Here is a 17,988-nt window from a genome sequence, read left to right as displayed (position 1 = left end):
GTGCCCGAGTGTTACCGCGCTGTCAGGCAATTGGCCCGCGTGGATAGCGTTTAAGCTTTTCCAGCAGCTCTGCACCGGGGATTGGCCGATCGAACAGATAGCCCTGGCCCACGTCGCAACGGTGCCGGCGCAGGAACGCCAGTTGCTCGGCGGTCTCGATGCCTTCGGCTACCACCTTGAGCTTGAGGTTGTGGGCCATGGCGATAACCGCCGAGGTGATCTCCATGTCGTCCTGGTTATCCGGGATTTCGTGGATAAAGCTCCGGTCGATCTTAATGATGTCGATGGGGAATTTTTTCAAGTAGCTCAGCGACGAGTAACCGGTGCCGAAGTCGTCCATGGCCAGGGTCAGGCCAAAGCTTTTCAACTGGTCCAGTTGCAGGCGCGTGTCTTCGGTGGCTTCCAGCAGCAGGCCTTCGGTCAGCTCCAGCTCCAGCAGATTGGCCGGCAACTGTTCTTCCTTGAGGATCGTGGCAATCGAGGCCACCAGGTCCGGGTCGGAAAACTGCTTGGGCGACAGGTTGATTGCCACCTGCAAATTACCCAGGCCCGCCGCCGTCAATTGACGGCTCATGCGGCACGCCTGACGGGCGACCCATTTGCCGATGGGGATGATCAAGCCGGTCTCTTCGGCCACGCTGATGAACTGGTCGGGGCGGATCATGCCCTTGTCCGGGTGGTTCCAGCGCAACAGCGCTTCCATGCCCAGCAGGCGACCACTGCGCAGGCACAGCTTGGGCTGGTAGAACACGTCCAGCTCATTCTGGGTCAGGGCGCGGCGCAGGTTGTTTTCCACAAACAGCTTGTAGCTCGCCTCGGCATTCAGCGCTTCGGTAAACACCTGCACCTGGTGTTTGCCGTTGGCCTTGGCCTTGTGCAGGGCCAGGCCGGCGTTGCGCATCAGGGTTTGCGGGTCGCGCCCGTGCAGCGGCGCGCAGGCCAGGCCCACGGAGCCGGTCACGCTGATCAACTGGTTGTCGACAAACATCGGCTTGTCGAGGGTGGCCAGCAACTGGCTGGCGACCTGCTGGCCGGTCTCCATGTCGGCGTCGTCGAGCAGCACCGCAAACTCGTTACTGGCAAAGCGCGCCAGGCTGCCGCCGCTGCTCAAACTGTTGCGCAGACGGCGGGCCAGGCTGATCAGCAACTTGTCACCGGTCTGGTGGCCGAGACTGTCGTTGATCCGCTTGAAGTTGTCGATGTCCACCAGCAGCAGGCTGATCGGGCTGTCGCTGTCGCGGGTAAAGCGCTCGTCGAGGTTGCGGATGAACGCCGGGCGGTTGCCCAGGTTGGTCAGGTTGTCGGTGTAGGCCAGGCGTTCGATGCGCTGTTGCGCCAGCTTGGTCTGGGTAATGTCTTCGTAGATGCCGATGTAATGGGTCAACTCACGGTTGTCGCCATACACCTTGGAAATCGACAACTGGCCCCAGTAGGGTTCCAGGTTTTTGCGCCGGCTTTTGAATTCGCCTTGCCAGCTGTTGCTTTTGGCCAGGACCGACGGCGCGTCGAACAGCAATTCGCTGAGGTTCTCCAGGGCCGGCAACTGCGCCAGGCGGTGGCCGTGCACTTCTTCGGCGCTGTATTGGGTAATGGCGGTAAAGCTTGGGTTGACGTACTCCACCACGCCATCGCAATTGACCAGCAGAAAAGCGTTGGCGCTCTGTTCCACCGCGCGCTGGAACAGGTGCAGGGCGCTGGTGGCGGTGCGCCGGTTGTGGTTGTTGATGACTTGGGCGAACTGGTCCGCCAGCTCGCCGGCAAAGGCGATCTCATCGGACTGCCATGCCCGCGAACTGCCGCTTTGCTCCAGGCACAGTACGCCGACGACCTGGCCATCCACCCGGATGCTCGCGTCGAGCATGGCGTGGACATCCTTGGCGATCAGGCTTTCGGCCATTTCCCGGGTGCGTGGGTCGCGCATGGCATTGGTGGCATCAATGGCGCGACTGCTGTGCAGGGCTTCGAGGTAATCGGGGAAGCAACTGGCGTCGATCGCTTCGGGCAAATGGTGGCGTTGATCGGCGCGGTGATAGGCCGAAATCGGCACCAGGCGCTGGCCTTCCAGATTCCAGATGCTGGCGCAATCGATCTGATAGATGTCGCAGGCGCTGCGGGTGATCAATTCGGCGGCTTCTTGCAGCGAATTGGGTGTGGTGTAGCGCTGGCGCGCCAGCAGCAGGATCAACTCCTGCTGGGCGCGCACCCGCTCCAGGTGCTGCAGTTGCTCCTGCTGCGCGCGCTGGTTGAGTTCCAGGGCGATTTGCAGGCGGCTGTTCTGGTTTTCCAGGTCGGCGGTCGGCACCGTGACGGGAAGTTCGCTGAACAGGCCATCCACCACCATCAGGTAGCCGCGCAGCAGGTGACGGTTGTGTTGTTTATAGGCCTCGCCCATTTCGAGCAGGCTCAGCGGGCCATCGTTGGTGTGCAGGGTGTAGCGCACCAGGTAGTGGGCGCTGTGGGTCAGTTGCTGCTGGATCGCGTCGTGCAGTTGATAGCGCGCCTGGGGTTCCATCAGGCTGGCGTACGGCGTGCCCAGCAGGGCGCACAGTTCGACCGCCGACAAGCCGAATTGGCGCTCGCAATTGGGGTCGAGGTAGAGCAGCGCCCAGCTTGCCTCATTCAGCCGCTCGAAACGCAGCATACCGAGGCGCGAAGGCACCGGTAATTGCGTCACTACCTCGGTCGCCATTCGGGCAACATCGGGTTGGCTTTTCATGGGGGAAACTCGCTTGGGAAAATGCGCACGACGCCGGGCTCACGCCCCTCTTTACTGTTGCTTGCGGCAAGGTTGCATCATGCGGCACGCACTGACAAGAGAGGATGAAGGCTAAGTGCTATAAGGCTGTTATCGGCCACGCGGGGGATTTCTGCAATCAAAGTGACGGAAGGTGTACAAGCCTGTCCTGTGTGTACAAAAAGCCCAAAAAAAAGCCCCGCCAAGTGGCGGGGTTGAGGTACGAGCGTGGCGCTCGGAAATCGAGGCGGCAATGGCCTCCCATCAGGGGGAGGCCGCTGCGGCTTACAGCAGGATGGTGCGGATGTCGTTCAGCAACTGGCTCAGGCGCTGGGTGAAGCGTGCCGCCGCGGCGCCGTTGATCACGCGGTGATCGTAGGACAACGACAGTGGCAGCATCAGCTTGGGCTGGAACGCTTTACCGTCCCAGACAGGCTGGATGGTTGCCTTGGACACACCCAGGATCGCCACTTCCGGCGCATTGACGATTGGCGTGAAGCCCGTACCGCCAATGTGCCCGAGGCTGGAGATGGTAAAGCATGCGCCCTGCATGTCGTCCGGGGTGAGCTTCTTGTCGCGGGCCTTGGCGGCCAGCGCAGCAGCTTCGCCAGCCAGCTGCAGCAGGCTCTTCTGGTCGACGTTCTTGATGACCGGTACCAGCAGGCCGTCAGGCGTGTCGACCGCAAAGCCGATGTGCACGTACTTCTTGCGGATGATCGCTTTACCGCTTGGCGCCAGCGAGCTGTTGAAGTCCGGCAGTTCCTTGAGCAGGTGCGCACAGGCCTTGAGCAGCAGGGGCAGCACGGTCAGTTTCACACCGGCCTTCTCGGCCACGGCTTTCTGCGCAACGCGGAAGGCTTCCAGGTCGGTGATATCGGCCTGGTCGAACTGAGTCACGTGCGGGATGTTCAGCCAGCTCGCGTGCAGACCGGCCGCGCCGATTTGCATCAGGCGGGTCATCGGCACTTCTTCGATTTCGCCGAAACGGCTGAAATCGACGGTACGGATCGGCGGAATGCCCGAGCCGCCGGTAGCGCCGCCGGCAGCTGGCGCTTCCTTGGCCTTCTGCATCATGGTCTTGACGTAAGCCTGCACGTCTTCCTTCAGCACGCGACCGTGAGGACCGCTGGCCGAGACGGCGCTCAGCTCGACGCCGAATTCACGGGCCAGTTGGCGTACAGCCGGGCCGGCGTGAACCTTGGCACCGCTTGGTGCGGGTGCGGCAGCAGCAGGGGCCGGAGCGGCCTCGGCTTTTGCAGCAGGTGCCGCAGCAGGTGTTGCAGCGGCAGCAGCCGGAGCCGCTTCAGCCTTGGCAGCCGGAGCGGCGGCCGGCGCTGGCGCGGCGGCAGGCGCGGCGCCTTGTACCTTGAGCTTGAGGATGAAGTCACCGGTGCCGACTTCGTCTTCCAGCTTGACCGCAATGCTTTCCACCACGCCGGCAGCCGGCGATGGGATTTCCATGGAGGCCTTGTCGGACTCCAGGGTGATCAGCGACTGGTCGGCTTCGACGGTGTCGCCGACCTTGACCAGCAGCTCGATGATCTTGGCCTTGCCCGACGAGCCGATGTCCGGGACGTGAATGTCCTGGACGGTGGCGGCGGCCGGTGCAGCAGCCGGGGCCGCTGGGGCCTCGGCGGCAGCGGCAGGCTGTTCAGCAGCAGGTACAGGTACAGGTGCAGCGGCGGCCGGAGCGGCAGCCGCAGGCGCTGCATCGGCAGCACCTTCGATTTCCAGCTCCAGCAGTTCGTCGCCTTCTTTCAGGCGGTCGCCCAGCTTCACTTTCAGGCTCTTGACCACACCGGCCTTGGGAGCAGGGATTTCCATGCTCGCCTTGTCCGACTCCAGGGTCAGGATGCTCTGGTCAGCTTCGACGGTGTCGCCAACCTTCACAAACAGCTCGATTACTTCACCTTCACCGCTGCCGATGTCAGGTACGCGAATGAGTTCGCTCACAAAAAATCTCCTCAGCAGTCCAGTGGGTTGCGTTTTTCCGGGTTGATCCCGAACTTGACGATGGCGTCAGCCACCACCTTGGGTTCGATCTCACCGCGGTCAGCCAAGGCTTCCAGGGCTGCCAACACCACGAAGTGACGGTCGACTTCGAAGAAGTGACGCAGCTTCTTGCGGCTGTCACTGCGGCCGAAACCGTCGGTGCCCAGGACTTTGAATTCCTTGGACGGGACCCACTGGCGAATTTGTTCAGCAAACAGTTTCATGTAGTCGGTAGAGGCGATGACTGGACCTTTACGGCCGGCCAGGCATTCTTCGACATAGCTCTTGGCTGGCTTCTGGCCAGGGTGCAGGCGGTTGCTGCGCTCCACGGCCAGGCCGTCGCGACGCAGTTCGTTGAAGCTGGTCACGCTCCACACGTCGGCGCCGACGTTGAATTCGTCACGCAGGATCTTCGCCGCTTCACGCACTTCGCGCAGGATGGTGCCGGAGCCCATCAGCTGCACGTGGTGCGCCGCTTCCTTGGTGTCTTCTTCGAGCAGGTACATGCCCTTGATGATGCCTTCTTCCACGCCGGCCGGCATGGCTGGCTGCTGGTAGGACTCGTTCATCACGGTGATGTAGTAGAAAACATCCTGCTGCTCTTCGGTCATCTTCTTCATGCCGTCCTGGATGATCACCGCCAGCTCGTAGCCGTAGGTTGGATCAAAGGTGCGGCAGTTCGGGATGGTGGCAGCCAGGATGTGGCTGTGACCGTCTTCGTGTTGCAGGCCTTCGCCGTTCAGCGTGGTGCGGCCGGCGGTGCCGCCGATCAGGAAGCCACGGGTACGGCTGTCGCCGGCTGCCCAGGCCAGGTCGCCAATGCGCTGGAAGCCGAACATCGAGTAGAAGATGTAGAACGGCAGCATCGGCTGGTTGTGGCTGGAGTACGACGTACCGGCAGCGATGAAGGAGCTCATGGCGCCCGCTTCGTTGATGCCTTCTTCGAGGATCTGGCCTTTCTTGTCTTCCTTGTAGAACATCACCTGGTCTTTATCGACTGGCTCGTAGAGCTGGCCGACGGAGGAGTAGATGCCCAACTGACGGAACATGCCTTCCATACCGAAGGTACGGGCTTCGTCCGGGATGATCGGGACGATGCGCGAACCGATTTCCTTGTCCTTGACCAGTTGCGCGAGGATGCGCACGAAGGCCATGGTGGTGGAGATTTCACGGTCGCCCGAGCCGTCCAGGATCGCCTTGAGGGTATCGAGTGGCGGCGTCGGGATGCTCATGCTCTTGGCGCGGCGTTGCGGCACGAAACCGCCCAGTGCGCTACGACGCTCGCTGAGGTAGCGGGCTTCGGCGCTGTTCGGCTCGGGCTTGAAGAACGGCAGGTTCTCCAGCTCTTCGTCCTTGACCGGGATATCGAAGCGGTCGCGGAACAGCTTCAGGCTGTCGACGTCGACTTTCTTGGTGTTGTGCGCGGTGTTCTTCGCTTCGCCGGCACCGGTGCCATAACCCTTGATGGTCTTGGCCAGGATGACGGTCGGTTGTTCCTTGTGGTTGACCGCTTCGTGGTACGCCGCGTAGACCTTGTACGGGTCGTGGCCGCCACGGTTGAGTTTCCAGATCTCGTCGTCGGACAGATCGGCAACCATCGCCTTGAGTTCAGGCGTGTTGAAGAAGTGCTCGCGAACGAACGCGCCGTCTTTGGCTTTGTAGTTCTGGTACTCGCCGTCGATGACTTCGTCCATGCGACGCTGCAGGATACCGTCGACGTCCTTGGCCAGCAGTGGGTCCCAGAAGCGGCCCCAGATGACTTTGGTCACGTTCCAGTGAGCGCCGCGGAATACGCCTTCGAGTTCCTGGATGATCTTGCCGTTGCCGCGAACCGGGCCGTCGAGGCGCTGCAGGTTGCAGTTGATGACGAAGATCAGGTTGTCCAGCTTCTCGCGGCCGGCCAGGGAGATGGCGCCCAGGGATTCCGGCTCGTCGCACTCGCCGTCGCCCAGGAAGCACCAGACTTTCTGCTTGCCTTCGGGGATGAAGCCACGGGCTTCCAGGTACTTCATGAAGCGTGCCTGGTAGATCGCCTGGATCGGGCCCAGGCCCATGGATACCGTCGGGAACTGCCAGAAATCAGGCATCAGCCAAGGGTGTGGGTAGGACGACAGGCCCTGACCGTCGACTTCCTGGCGGAAGTTGTTCATTTGTTCTTCGCTGATGCGGCCTTCCATGAACGCACGGGCGTAGACGCCGGGCGAGGTGTGACCCTGGAAGTAGATCAGGTCGCCGCCGTGTTCGTCGGTCGGGGCCTGGAAGAAGTAGTTGAAGCCGATGTCATACAGGGTTGCGCTGGAAGCGAAGCTGGAGATGTGACCGCCCAGGTCCGAATCTTTCAAGTTCGTGCGCATTACCATCGCCATGGCGTTCCAGCGTACCAGCGAGCGAATGCGGCGTTCCATGAACAGGTCGCCAGGCATGCGTGCTTCGTGGGTAACGGGGATGGTGTTGCGGTATGGCGTAGTGATGGCGTAAGGCAACTGCGAGCCGCTGCGGGTCGCGAGTTCGCCCATACGGGTCATCAGGTAATGAGCACGGTCTTCGCCTTCTTTGTCGAGAACCGATTCCAGGGCGTCCAGCCATTCCTGGGTTTCGACGGGATCGAGGTCTTGCATGGCTTGCTCCAGGGCGGAAAGGCTACCAGAATCGGTTGCCTGAAGTTTGCGACTGGCCTTGTGGGCAGACGACATAAATTCTTGGATGGCCGAAGGTTGCTTCGGCGTCCTGTAGTTTTACTACAAATCGTCGGCCATTTCAGCCTTTCGAATGTATATACGAGTAGTAAAACTACACAAGACTGAGCGTATGGCTCGGTCTGGCTGGTGAGCATAATCGTTATTGTTGGTCTATTGCGAACAAGAAAAGGTGAAAGTTTGATGTTGCCTGCCAAGATTAATTTAATTTCAGCTATTTCTAACTTTTGTTCGACAGTCCTTCATCGAGCAGGGCTCCTGCGTTCACAACTACCCGCCATTTACCCGCCGATCAAGGATAGACCATGAGCCTTCCAACGCTGGCCGAACTGCCGGCCATTCTGTTGCCTTATGCCAGCCGGGCCGAGCAGTCATTTCGTGACGCCGTGGCCGCGCTGGACGACGATCATGGCCTTTCTGGCTGGACGCCGCAACGCTGGGCCGACTTCGCGCGGGTGTGCGCCGCCAGTGATTTTGTGATTGAACAGAGTGTTCGTGACCCTTTGATGTTGCTCGAACTGGTGGCCTGGGGCGAGCTGGACCGCAGTTTTGCGCCGGGTGAACTGTGCGGGCAGATTGCCGGTGCCGTGCAACAGGCTGAAACAGAAGACCAGATGGGCCGTGTACTGCGTCGCCAGCGCACGCGCCAGCAGGTGCGCATCATCTGGCGCGACCTGACCCGCCAGGCTGACCTGGTGCAAACCTGTCGCGATCTCTCCGACATGGCCGACGCCTGTATCGACCAGGCCTATCAGTGGCTGTACCAGCGCCATTGCGTGCAGTTCGGCACGCCCACCGGGCGGCGCAGCGGTGAGGCGCAGCACATGGTCATCCTCGGCATGGGCAAGCTTGGGGCGGTGGAGCTGAACCTGTCGTCGGATATCGACCTGATCTTCGCTTACCCCGAAGGCGGCGAGACTGTGGGGGTCAAGCGCTCCCTGGATAACCAGGAGTTTTTCATCCGTCTTGGTCAAAAATTGATCAAGGCGCTCGACCCAATGACGGTCGACGGTTTCGTGTTCCGCGTCGACATGCGCCTGCGCCCCTACGGTTCGGCGGGCGCGCTGGTGCTCAGCTTCAATGCGCTGGAGCAGTACTACCAGGACCAGGGCCGCGACTGGGAACGCTACGCCATGATCAAGGCCCGCGTCGTCGCCGGGGACCAGGTGGCCGGCGCGCAACTGCTCGACATGCTGCGCCCGTTCGTCTATCGCCGTTACCTGGACTTCTCGGCCATCGAAGCGCTGCGCACCATGAAGCAGTTGATCCAGCAGGAAGTTCGGCGCAAAGGCATGGCCGACAATATCAAGCTGGGTTCGGGCGGTATTCGCGAGGTGGAATTTATCGCCCAGGCGTTTCAACTGATCCACGGTGGTCGCGACCTCAGCCTGCAGCAACGCCCGCTGTTGAACGTGCTCGGCACCCTGGAAGGCCAGGGCTACCTGCCGCCGGCGGTGATCGCCGAGCTGCGCAATGGCTACGAATTCCTGCGTTACACCGAACACGCGATCCAGGCGATTGCCGACCGCCAGACCCAAATGCTCCCGGACAGCCCCGAAGACCAGGCGCGCATTGCCTTCATGCTGGGCTTTGCCGATTGGGCCGCGTTCCACGAGCGCCTGATGTATTGGCGTGGGCGGGTGGATTGGCATTTCCGCCAAGTGATTGCCGACCCTGATGAAGAAGAGGGTGAAGAAAGCGAGTTGGTCGTCGGCGGAGAATGGCTGCCGCTGTGGGAAGAGTCCCAGGACGACGACGCGGCCTGCCGCCAATTGGGCGAAGGCGGCTTTACTGACGCGCCCAAGGCGCTCAAAGCCCTGGCCGGCCTGCGCGGTAGCCCGCAACTGCGCGCCATGCAGCGCCTCGGTCGCGAGCGGCTGGATGCGTTTATCCCGCGCTTGCTGGCGCAGGCGGTCGAGCACGCCAATCCGGACCTGGTACTGGAGCGCGTATTGCCGCTGGTGGAAGCCGTCGCCCGGCGTTCCGCGTACCTGGTGCTGCTCACCGAAAACCCCGACGCCCTGCGCCGTCTGCTGACCCTGTGCGCCGCGAGCCCGTGGATCGCCGAGCAGATCACGCGCTTTCCGCTGTTGCTGGATGAATTGCTCAACGAAGGGCGCCTGTTCAAGCCACCGCTGGCGCCGGAACTGGCCGCCGAGTTGCGCGAGCGCCTCACGCGTATCCCCGAAGACGACCTCGAGCAGCAGATGGAAGCGCTGCGCCATTTCAAACTGGCGCACCGTCTGCGCGTGGCCGCGTCGGAAATCGCCGGTAGCCTGCCGTTGATGAAAGTCAGCGACTACCTCACCTGGCTCGCCGAAGCCATTCTCGAGCAAGTGCTGGCCCTGGCCTGGCGCCAGACTGTGGCCCGCCACGGCTCGCCGCAACGGCTGGACGGCAGCCTGTGCGATCCCGGGTTCATCATTGTCGGTTACGGAAAGGTCGGCGGTATCGAACTGGGGCATGGTTCGGACCTGGACCTGGTGTTTATCCATGACGGCGACCCGCAGGCCGAGACCGACGGCGCCAAGCCGATCGACGGCGCGCAGTTCTTCACGCGCCTGGGCCAGCGCATCATTCACCTGCTGACCACCCAGACCAACTCCGGCCAGTTGTACGAAGTGGATATGCGTCTGCGACCTTCAGGGGCGTCCGGCTTGTTGGTCAGTTCGCTGGGCGCGTTCGACCGCTATCAACAAAATGAAGCCTGGACCTGGGAGCATCAGGCGCTGATTCGCGCACGTGTCCTGGTCGGCAGCCAGGATGTGGGCCATGCATTCGAGCAGGTACGCGCTAACGTGTTGGGGCGTGAGCGGGACCTGGCCAAGCTGCGCCTGGAGGTCAGTGAGATGCGCGCCAAGATGCGCGATAACCTGGGTACCAGGGCCACAGCGGCCGGCAGGGGCGCCAATGCCTTTGAAGCCACGGCGCTGTTCGACCTCAAGCAGGACGCCGGAGGTATCGTCGATATTGAATTTATGGTGCAATACGCGGCTTTGGCGTGGTCTGCGCAACATCCATCGTTGCTGCGCTACACCGACAATATCCGCATCCTCGAGGGCCTGGAGCAGGTCGGGCTGATGCCCGCCGCCGATGCTCACTTGTTGCGTGAAGTGTATAAGGCCTACCGCTCAGCCGCGCACCGCCAAGCCTTGCAGAACGAGGCCGGTACGGTGCCCGGTGACCAGTTCGCCGACGAACGGCGACAGGTGATGCGAATCTGGCAAACGCTGGGCTTGAGCTGAAACACTATTAGGGCGGGGAGGCATAAGCCTCCCCGCATCGTTTGTGGAAATGACATGAATATTCTGATCGTTGGGCCCAGCTGGGTCGGAGACATGGTGATGGCGCAGACACTGTTCCAGTGCCTGCGGCTGCGCTATCCGGACTGCCAGATCGACGTGCTCGCCCCTGAGTGGAGCCGGCCGATCCTTGAGCGCATGCCGCAAGTGCGCAAGGCCTTGAGCTTTCCGCTCGGCCATGGCGCGCTGGAATTGGCGACCCGCCGTCGCATCGGCAAAGCCATGGCCGGCCAGTACGACCAGGCCATCTTGTTGCCCAACTCGCTGAAGTCGGCGCTGGTGCCGTTTTTTGCCGGCATCCCCAAGCGTACCGGCTGGCGCGGCGAGTTTCGCTACGTGCTGCTCAATGACGTACGCACCCTGGATAAAGCCCGCTACCCGCTGATGATCGAACGTTTCATGGCCCTGGCCTACGAGCCGGGCGCGCAATTGCCCGAGCCGTACCCGCGCCCCAGCTTGCAGATTGACCCGGTGACCCGCGCTGCGGCGCTGGCCAAGTTCGGCCTGACGCTGGATCGCCCGGTATTGGCGCTGTGCCCGGGCGCCGAGTTCGGCGAGTCCAAGCGCTGGCCGTCGGAGCACTACGCCAACGTTGCCGAGACCAGGATTCGCGAAGGCTGGCAGGTGTGGCTGTTTGGCTCCAAAAACGATCATTCGGTGGGTGAGGATATTCGCCAGCGCCTGATTCCGGGCCTGCGCGAAGAGGCGGTCAACCTCAGTGGCGAAACGTCCCTGGCCGAGGCCATCGACTTGCTGTCCTGCGCCGACGCGGTGGTGTCCAATGATTCGGGCCTGATGCACGTCGCCGCCGCGCTGAATCGTCCCTTGGTGGCGGTGTACGGCTCGACGTCACCCGGCTTCACCCCGCCCCTGGCGGACAAGGTCGAAGTGGTGCGCCTGGGCCTGGATTGCAGCCCCTGTTTTGAGCGCACCTGCCGTTTCGGCCACTACAATTGCCTGCGCCAATTGCTGCCGCAGCCGGTGAACGATGCCTTGCAGCGATTGCAGGGCGACGTGGTCGAGGTTCATTGAGTTGCGGGTACTGGTAATCAAGACCTCATCCCTGGGCGACGTGATCCACGCCTTGCCGGCACTGACCGACGCGGCGCGGGCGATCCCCGGCATCCGTTTCGATTGGGTGGTGGAAGAAGGCTTCGCCGAAATCCCGACCTGGCACCCGGCGGTGGACAAGGTGATCCCGGTGGCGATTCGTCGCTGGCGCAAGAACCTCTGGCAAACCCTCAAGAGCGGCGAATGGCGGCGGTTCAAACAGGCAGTGCAGTCGACCCGATATGACCTGGTGATCGACGCCCAGGGCCTGTTGAAAAGTGCCTGGCTGACGCGCTACGTGCGGGCGCCGGTAGCCGGGTTCGATAAAAGCTCGGCACGCGAACCCCTGGCGGCGCACTTTTATTCCCGCCGCCTGGCCGTGGCCCGTGGGCAACATGCGGTGGAGCGTTTGCGCCAACTGTTTGCCGTGGCGTTGGGTTACGACCTGCCCAAGGGCCTGGGCGACTATGGCCTGAGCGGCGAGAAACTGCTGGGCCTGCCGCCGAAGAAACCCTTCGTGCTGCTGCTGCACGGCACGACCTGGGACACCAAGCACTGGCCCGAGGCCTACTGGCGCGAACTGGCCGAACGCATGGGCCGCCTGGGCGTGGACGTGAAATTGCCGTGGGGCAACGCCGTCGAAAAAGCCCGCGCCGAGCGCCTGGCTCAAGGCCTGGCCAATGCCGAAGTGCTGCCAAAACTGAACCTGGCGGGCGTGGCCCGTGTGTTGGCCGGTGCCCGTGCCTGTGTGGCGGTGGATACCGGCCTCGGCCATCTGGCGGCTGCGCTGGATGTGCCGACCATTTCGCTGTTCGGGCCGACCAATCCTGGGCTCACCGGCGCCTACGGCAAAGCCCAGATCCACCTGGCCAGCGACTGGCCGTGTGCGCCGTGCCTGCAAAAGCAATGCACTTATCAACCCACCGCCGATGACCTGCGGCGGTTCGACATCAAGCGCGAGTCGCCGCTGTGCTTCACGCGCCTGAATCCTGAGCGTGTAGCGAGCCGGCTGAGCACGTTGTTACTGGCTGAGGAGCTGCACTGATGCAACTGGCTTTCGTACTGTACAAATACTTTCCCTTCGGTGGTCTGCAGCGCGACTTCATGCGCATCGCCCTGGAGTGCCAGGAACGCGGACATAAAATCCGCGTGTACACCTTGATCTGGGAGGGTGATATCCCGCCGGGCTTCGAAGTGCTGGTGGCACCGGTCAAGGCCTTCTTCAACCATCGGCGCAACGAAAAGCTCAGCGCCTGGATGAAAGCCGACCTTGCCAGGCGCCCGGTGGATCGCCTGATCGGCTTCAACAAGATGCCCGACCTGGACGTGTACTACGCCGCTGATGGCTGCTTTGAAGACAAGGCGCAAAACCTGCGTCATTCGCTGTACCGCTATTTTGCTCGTTACAAGCACTTTGCCGACTACGAGCGCGCGGTGTTTGCCAAGGACGCCAAGACCGAAATCCTGATGATTTCCGAGGTGCAGCAACCGCTGTTCATCAAGCATTACGCCACACCGCTGGAACGCTTCCATCTGCTGCCGCCGGGCATTGCCCAGGATCGCCGTGCGCCGCCGGATGCGGCCCGGATTCGCGAAGGGTTTCGCAAGGAATTCGGCCTGGGCGAGGATGACTTGCTGCTGGTGCAGATCGGTTCCGGCTTCAAGACCAAGGGCGTCGACCGCAGCCTCAAGGCGCTGGCGGCGTTACCGTCCGAATTGAAGAAACGCACCCGTCTGTTTGTAATCGGCCAGGACGACCCCAAAGTATTCCAATTGCAGAGCGCCACATTGGGTTTGGGCGATAACGTGCAGTTCCTCAAGGGGCGCAGCGACATCCCGCGTTTCCTGCTGGGCGCCGACCTGTTGATCCACCCGGCGTATAACGAAAACACCGGCACTGTTCTGCTCGAAGCCCTGGTGGCCGGGTTGCCGGTGCTGGTCTCGGCGGTCTGTGGTTATGCCCATTACATCGGCGAAGCCGACAGTGGCCTGGTGCTGGATGAGCCGTTCGACCAGACGCAGCTCAACGGGTACCTGGCGCGGATGTTGTCTGATTCTGCACAGCGCGCGGCCTGGGGCCGCAATGGGTTGGCCTTCGCCGAGACGGCCGACCTCTACAGCATGCCGCAGCACGCTGCGGATGTGATTCTGGCGGAGCCAAAACCATGAAATTGATGCTTGCCGAACCGTTCAAAACCCTCTGGGCCGGGGACGATGCGTTCGTCGCTGTCGAGCGCCTGGAAGGCGAGGTGTACCGTGAACTGGAGGCGCGTCGCACACTGCGTACCGAGGTGGATGGCCGCGGCTATTTTGTGAAGATCCACCGTGGGATCGGCTGGGGAGAGATCGTCAAGAACCTGGTCACCGTCAAGCTGCCAGTGCTGGGCGCCGGTCAGGAATGGCTGGCGATCCAGCGCTTGCAGGCACTGGGCGTGCCGACCATGACCGCCGTGGCCTATGGCGAGCGCGGCAGTAACCCGGCCGATCAGCACTCGTTCATCATTACTGAAGAATTGGCGCCGACTGTCAGCCTGGAAGATTTCAGTATCGACTGGCTCAAGCAGCCGCCGCAGCCGCGTCTCAAGCGCGCGCTGATCGCCGAAGTGGCGCGCATGACCGGCATGATGCATCGCGGCGGCGTCAACCACCGTGACTGTTACATCTGCCACTTCCTGCTGCACACCGATACAGCGGTGACGGCCGACAATTTCAAACTCTCGATCATCGACCTGCACCGCGCCCAGACCCGCGACCGGATCAGCCGGCGCTGGCGCGACAAGGACCTGGCGGCGCTGTACTTCTCGGCGCTGGATATCGGTCTGACCCGCCGCGACAAACTGCGCTTTCTCAAGGGCTATTTCCAGCAGCCGCTGCGCCAGATCATCGCCGAGGAAAGCGCCCTGTTGCTGTGGCTGCAAGGCAAGGCCGACAAGCTCTACGCGCGCAAGCAGCGTTACGGGGATGCGCTCTGATGGCGGGTTGGACGCTGGAACCGGCCTACGCTGCGCTCTCGGACGACTTTGGCAGCCTGGAAGCGGTGTTCGCCCTGCAGGGTGAGCGCCTGACCCGCGATCCGCTGTCGGAAGTGATCCGGGTGGAGCGGGGCGGGATCAATTATTACGTCAAGCGCTATGTCGGTGCCGGCAAAGGCCTGCGCCGCTACCTGGGCAAGCCGCGGGTGAAGTCCGAATGGCAGAACCTCAAGCGCTTCGCCAAATGGGGCATTCCCACCGCCGATGTGGTGGCCTGGGGCCTGGATCGCAAGGGCCTGGCCTATGACCGCGGTGCAATGATCACCCGGGAATTGCCCAGGACCGAGGATATGTCGCTGTTGGCCGAGCGTAATGACCCGCGCCTGAAAGACCCTCGCTGGGTTGACGGTATCAGCCGTCAGCTCGCCGAGTACACGCGGACCATGCACGATCATCGCTTCACCCATAACGACTTGAAGTGGCGCAACCTGCTGGTGGACGATCAGCGCACCCTGTACATGATCGACTGTCCCAACGGCGATTTCTGGCGCGGCTTCTGGCTCAAATACCGCATTACCAAGGACCTGGCCTGCCTGGACAAGGTCGCCAAGTATCACCTGTCGGCCACCCAGCGCCTGCGTTTCTACATGCAATACCGCCAACGCACGCACCTGACGACGTCAGACAAACAACGGATTCGCCATGTGGTGAAGTTTTTCGAGGGGCGTGAATGAGTGATTTCCTGGCGGCCGAAGACCGCGCGTTGCTTGAGCGCAACGGCCTGGCTACCTTCGACACGTTGTGGGCCAAGCAACTGGATGCGGTGGATGAGCCCAACACCAGCGGCGACGGATGGAGCAGCGTGTATCGCCTGGAACTTGAAGGTCAGGGTTACTACCTCAAGCGCCAGAGCAACTACCTGACGCGTACCTTGCACCGGCCGTTCGGCGAGCCAAGTTTTGCCCGTGAGTTTCGCAATATCAGCCTGTACCGCAAGCTGGGCATTCCTGCCTTGCAGGCGGCGTTCTTCGGCGAGCGCAGGGTCAAGGGCGAGCGCCGCGCGATGTTGCTTACCCGCGCCCTGGACGGTTGGAATGACCTGGACTCGTTGCTGGAGCACTGGTCGCAGTCGAGCGACGTCCAGCAACGCGCCATCCTGCTGGCGTGCGGCAGGCTTGCGCGTCATTTGCACAGCGTAGGGCAGGTGCACGGCTGTTTTTATCCCAAGCATATTTTCCTGCAGGCCACCGCTGACGGTTACGCCGCGCAGTTGATCGACCTCGAGAAAACCCGCCCGCTGTTGTTCGGCTGGCGTGACCGGGTCAAGGACCTGGAGCCGCTGCTGCGGCGCGCGCCGCAGTGGTCGGATGCGCAGGTGCGACAACTCCTGGCGGCGTATCTTGAGCAACCTGAAGACAGTGCACTGGTCGCCACCTGGTATCAGCGTCTTACCGCGCGCCGCAGCCACAAGGAGAACCGCTGATGCGTTTATCCGAGCTGAAAAACGCCGGCCGTACTCCCAGCCTGCCGCTGACCCTCGACCTGGTCGATGCGGCAGGCCCTGGGCAATTGCAACTGCTCAGCCTGCTGCGGGTATTGCCGGGGCAGCGCTACGTCGGCGCCGCGGTGTGGCGCGGTCGCCCGGTGTTGGCCAAGCTGCTGGTTGGCAGCTCGGCGGCGCGGCATTTCCAGCGTGAGCGCAGCGGGGTGCGTGTGCTGGCCGAACAAGGCCTGACCACGCCGCTGTTGCTGGCCGACGGCTTGCAGGAAGGCGAGGGTGGCTGGCTGCTGTTCGAGTTTCTTGAAGGCGCCCACAGCCTGGCCGACGCCTGGCACGCTGTCGAAGGCCTGCCGCCATTGGCCGACGAACAAACCGCCGTGCTCGCCGAAGCGCTGGGCGCGATTGCGCAAATGCATGCCAAGGGCTTGTGGCAGGAAGACCTGCACCTGGACAACCTGCTGCGCCAGGGCGGCAGGCTGTATCTGATCGATGGCGCGGGGATTCGTGTCGAAGAGGCGGGCAAGCCGCTGTCGCGCAATCGCGTGCTGGAAAACCTCGGGGTGTTCTTTGCCCAGTTGCCGAAAAACCTCGCGCCTTTTACCGAAGAATTGCTGGTGTATTACCTGCTGGCCAACGGCGAACATGCCTTGCCGCTGGAGGCTCTCGAAAAGCAGGTGCGCAAAGTCAGCGCCTGGCGCTTGCGCGACTACCTGAACAAGGTCGGCCGCGAGTGCACGCTGTTCAGCGTGGTGCGTGGCGCCTTTGGCCTGCGCGCGATTCGCCGTGAGGAAGAGGCGGCCATGCTGCCAGTGCTTGAAAAGGCCGATGCGCTGCTTGACCAGGGCCATCTGTACAAGACCGGCGGCGCCGCGAGCGTGGCCAGGGTGAAGGTGGCCGGCCGACCTCTGGTGATCAAGCGCTACAACATCAAGGGTTTCACCCACTGGCTCAAACGCTTCTGGCGTCCGAGCCGTGCCTGGCATTCCTGGCGCGAAGGCAATCGCCTGGCGTTCCTCGGCTTTGCTACGCCCAAGCCGCTGGCGGTCCTGGAGAAGCGCTTTTTCTGGTTGCGCAGCCGTGCCTATCTGGTCACCGAATACCTGCCGGGGCCGGACATCATCGAGCGCTTTGCGCCCTATGTCGAACGCGGCGACGCGCCGGAAGATGAACTGCTGGCGCTGGACCAGTTGTTCGCCGAGTTGATCGAAGCGCGCATCAGCCATGGGGATTTCAAGGGGCATAACCTGTTCTGGAGCGAAGGACGCTGGGCGATGATCGATCTGGATGCCATGTGCCAGCACCCCTCGGTCGCCAGCTTCGCTGCGGCGTATGCCAAGGATCGTGCGCGGTTCATGCGTAACTGGCCGCAGGACAGTGCGTTGTATCAGGTGATCGATCAGCGGTTGCCCAACGAGGTCAGCGTCGCCGGGTGAAGCGGGCCTGCGGCCCTATCGGGGGCAAGCCCCCTCCCACACTGACGGTGTTCACAGCTTCAGATATGTAAATACCGTCAAATGTGGGAGGGGGCTTGCCCCCGATGCGGTGTGTCAGTGGATGCATGTGTAACTGACCCACTGCTATCGGGAGCAAGCTCCCTCCCACACTGGCTGTGTTCACAGCTTCAGATATGTAAATACAGTCAAATCTGGAAGGGGGCTTGCCCCAATGCGGTGTGTCAGTGAATACATGTGTAACTGACCCACTGCTATCGGGAGCAAGCCCCCTCCCACACTGGCTGTGT

At 62.3% G+C, this 17,988-nt stretch carries 11 protein-coding genes; 8 read left to right on the top strand and 3 right to left on the bottom strand.

From position 1 onward, the window contains the following. Positions 1–22: 22 nt before the first annotated feature. The 3 genes from CIB54_RS05705 to aceE form a co-directional block, all read right to left on the bottom strand. Positions 23–2,716, bottom strand: a complete 2,694-nt coding sequence (locus CIB54_RS05705; protein WP_065951562.1) for a putative bifunctional diguanylate cyclase/phosphodiesterase — start codon at positions 2,714–2,716, stop codon at positions 23–25. A 303-nt stretch (positions 2,717–3,019) separates the two neighbouring features. Then, positions 3,020–4,687 carry a dihydrolipoyllysine-residue acetyltransferase gene (aceF, locus tag CIB54_RS05700; RefSeq protein ID WP_101218986.1) on the bottom strand — a complete coding sequence of 556 codons (1,668 nt, stop codon included), beginning with the start codon at positions 4,685–4,687 and terminating at the stop codon, positions 3,020–3,022. An 11-nt stretch (positions 4,688–4,698) separates the two neighbouring features. Continuing rightward, positions 4,699–7,344: a pyruvate dehydrogenase (acetyl-transferring), homodimeric type gene (gene aceE, locus CIB54_RS05695; protein ID WP_065894434.1), complete on the bottom strand. Its 2,646-nt coding sequence runs from the start codon at positions 7,342–7,344 to the stop codon at positions 4,699–4,701. 383 nt (positions 7,345–7,727) lie between these two features. On the opposite strand from aceE, the gene glnE reads away from it, so the two are divergent. From glnE to CIB54_RS05655, 8 genes are read left to right on the top strand one after another with little or no spacing between them, the layout of a single operon-like run. Next, positions 7,728–10,667 carry a bifunctional [glutamate--ammonia ligase]-adenylyl-L-tyrosine phosphorylase/[glutamate--ammonia-ligase] adenylyltransferase gene (gene glnE / locus CIB54_RS05690; protein ID WP_065951560.1) on the top strand — a complete coding sequence of 980 codons (2,940 nt, stop codon included), beginning with the start codon at positions 7,728–7,730 and terminating at the stop codon, positions 10,665–10,667. A gap of 54 nt (positions 10,668–10,721) precedes the next feature. Beyond that, positions 10,722–11,756: a lipopolysaccharide heptosyltransferase II gene (gene waaF, locus CIB54_RS05685; RefSeq protein ID WP_065951559.1), complete on the top strand. Its 1,035-nt coding sequence runs from the start codon at positions 10,722–10,724 to the stop codon at positions 11,754–11,756. A gap of 1 nt (position 11,757) precedes the next feature. Continuing rightward, the gene (gene waaC / locus CIB54_RS05680) at positions 11,758–12,819 is read left to right on the top strand and encodes a lipopolysaccharide heptosyltransferase I (RefSeq protein WP_101218985.1); all 1,062 of its coding nucleotides are present in this window, start codon (positions 11,758–11,760) and stop codon (positions 12,817–12,819) included. After that, positions 12,819–13,943, top strand: coding sequence for a glycosyltransferase family 4 protein (locus CIB54_RS05675; protein WP_101218984.1), 1,125 nt, complete (start codon positions 12,819–12,821; stop codon positions 13,941–13,943). Before waaC ends, CIB54_RS05675 begins: the two co-directional genes overlap by 1 nt. Then, positions 13,940–14,746 (top strand): lipopolysaccharide core heptose(I) kinase RfaP, encoded by an 807-nt coding sequence (rfaP, locus tag CIB54_RS05670; protein WP_101218983.1) that lies wholly within the window; start codon positions 13,940–13,942, stop codon positions 14,744–14,746. The genes CIB54_RS05675 and rfaP overlap by 4 nt, the downstream gene beginning before the upstream one ends. Beyond that, positions 14,746–15,480 carry a lipopolysaccharide kinase InaA family protein gene (locus CIB54_RS05665; RefSeq protein ID WP_065951555.1) on the top strand — a complete coding sequence of 245 codons (735 nt, stop codon included), beginning with the start codon at positions 14,746–14,748 and terminating at the stop codon, positions 15,478–15,480. Before rfaP ends, CIB54_RS05665 begins: the two co-directional genes overlap by 1 nt. Further along, entirely contained in the window at positions 15,477–16,229 is a 753-nt protein-coding gene (locus CIB54_RS05660) for a lipopolysaccharide kinase InaA family protein (protein WP_101218982.1), read from the top strand. Before CIB54_RS05665 ends, CIB54_RS05660 begins: the two co-directional genes overlap by 4 nt. Then, positions 16,229–17,680 (top strand): lipopolysaccharide kinase InaA family protein, encoded by a 1,452-nt coding sequence (locus CIB54_RS05655; RefSeq protein ID WP_101218980.1) that lies wholly within the window; start codon positions 16,229–16,231, stop codon positions 17,678–17,680. Before CIB54_RS05660 ends, CIB54_RS05655 begins: the two co-directional genes overlap by 1 nt. Positions 17,681–17,988 lie beyond the last annotated feature (308 nt).

This window comes from Pseudomonas fluorescens (genome assembly GCF_002837185.1).
GTDB lineage: Bacteria > Pseudomonadota > Gammaproteobacteria > Pseudomonadales > Pseudomonadaceae > Aquipseudomonas > Aquipseudomonas fluorescens_AM.
The sequence above is the reverse complement of the archived record's forward strand: the minus strand, read 5'-3'. Positions and strand labels throughout refer to the sequence as shown.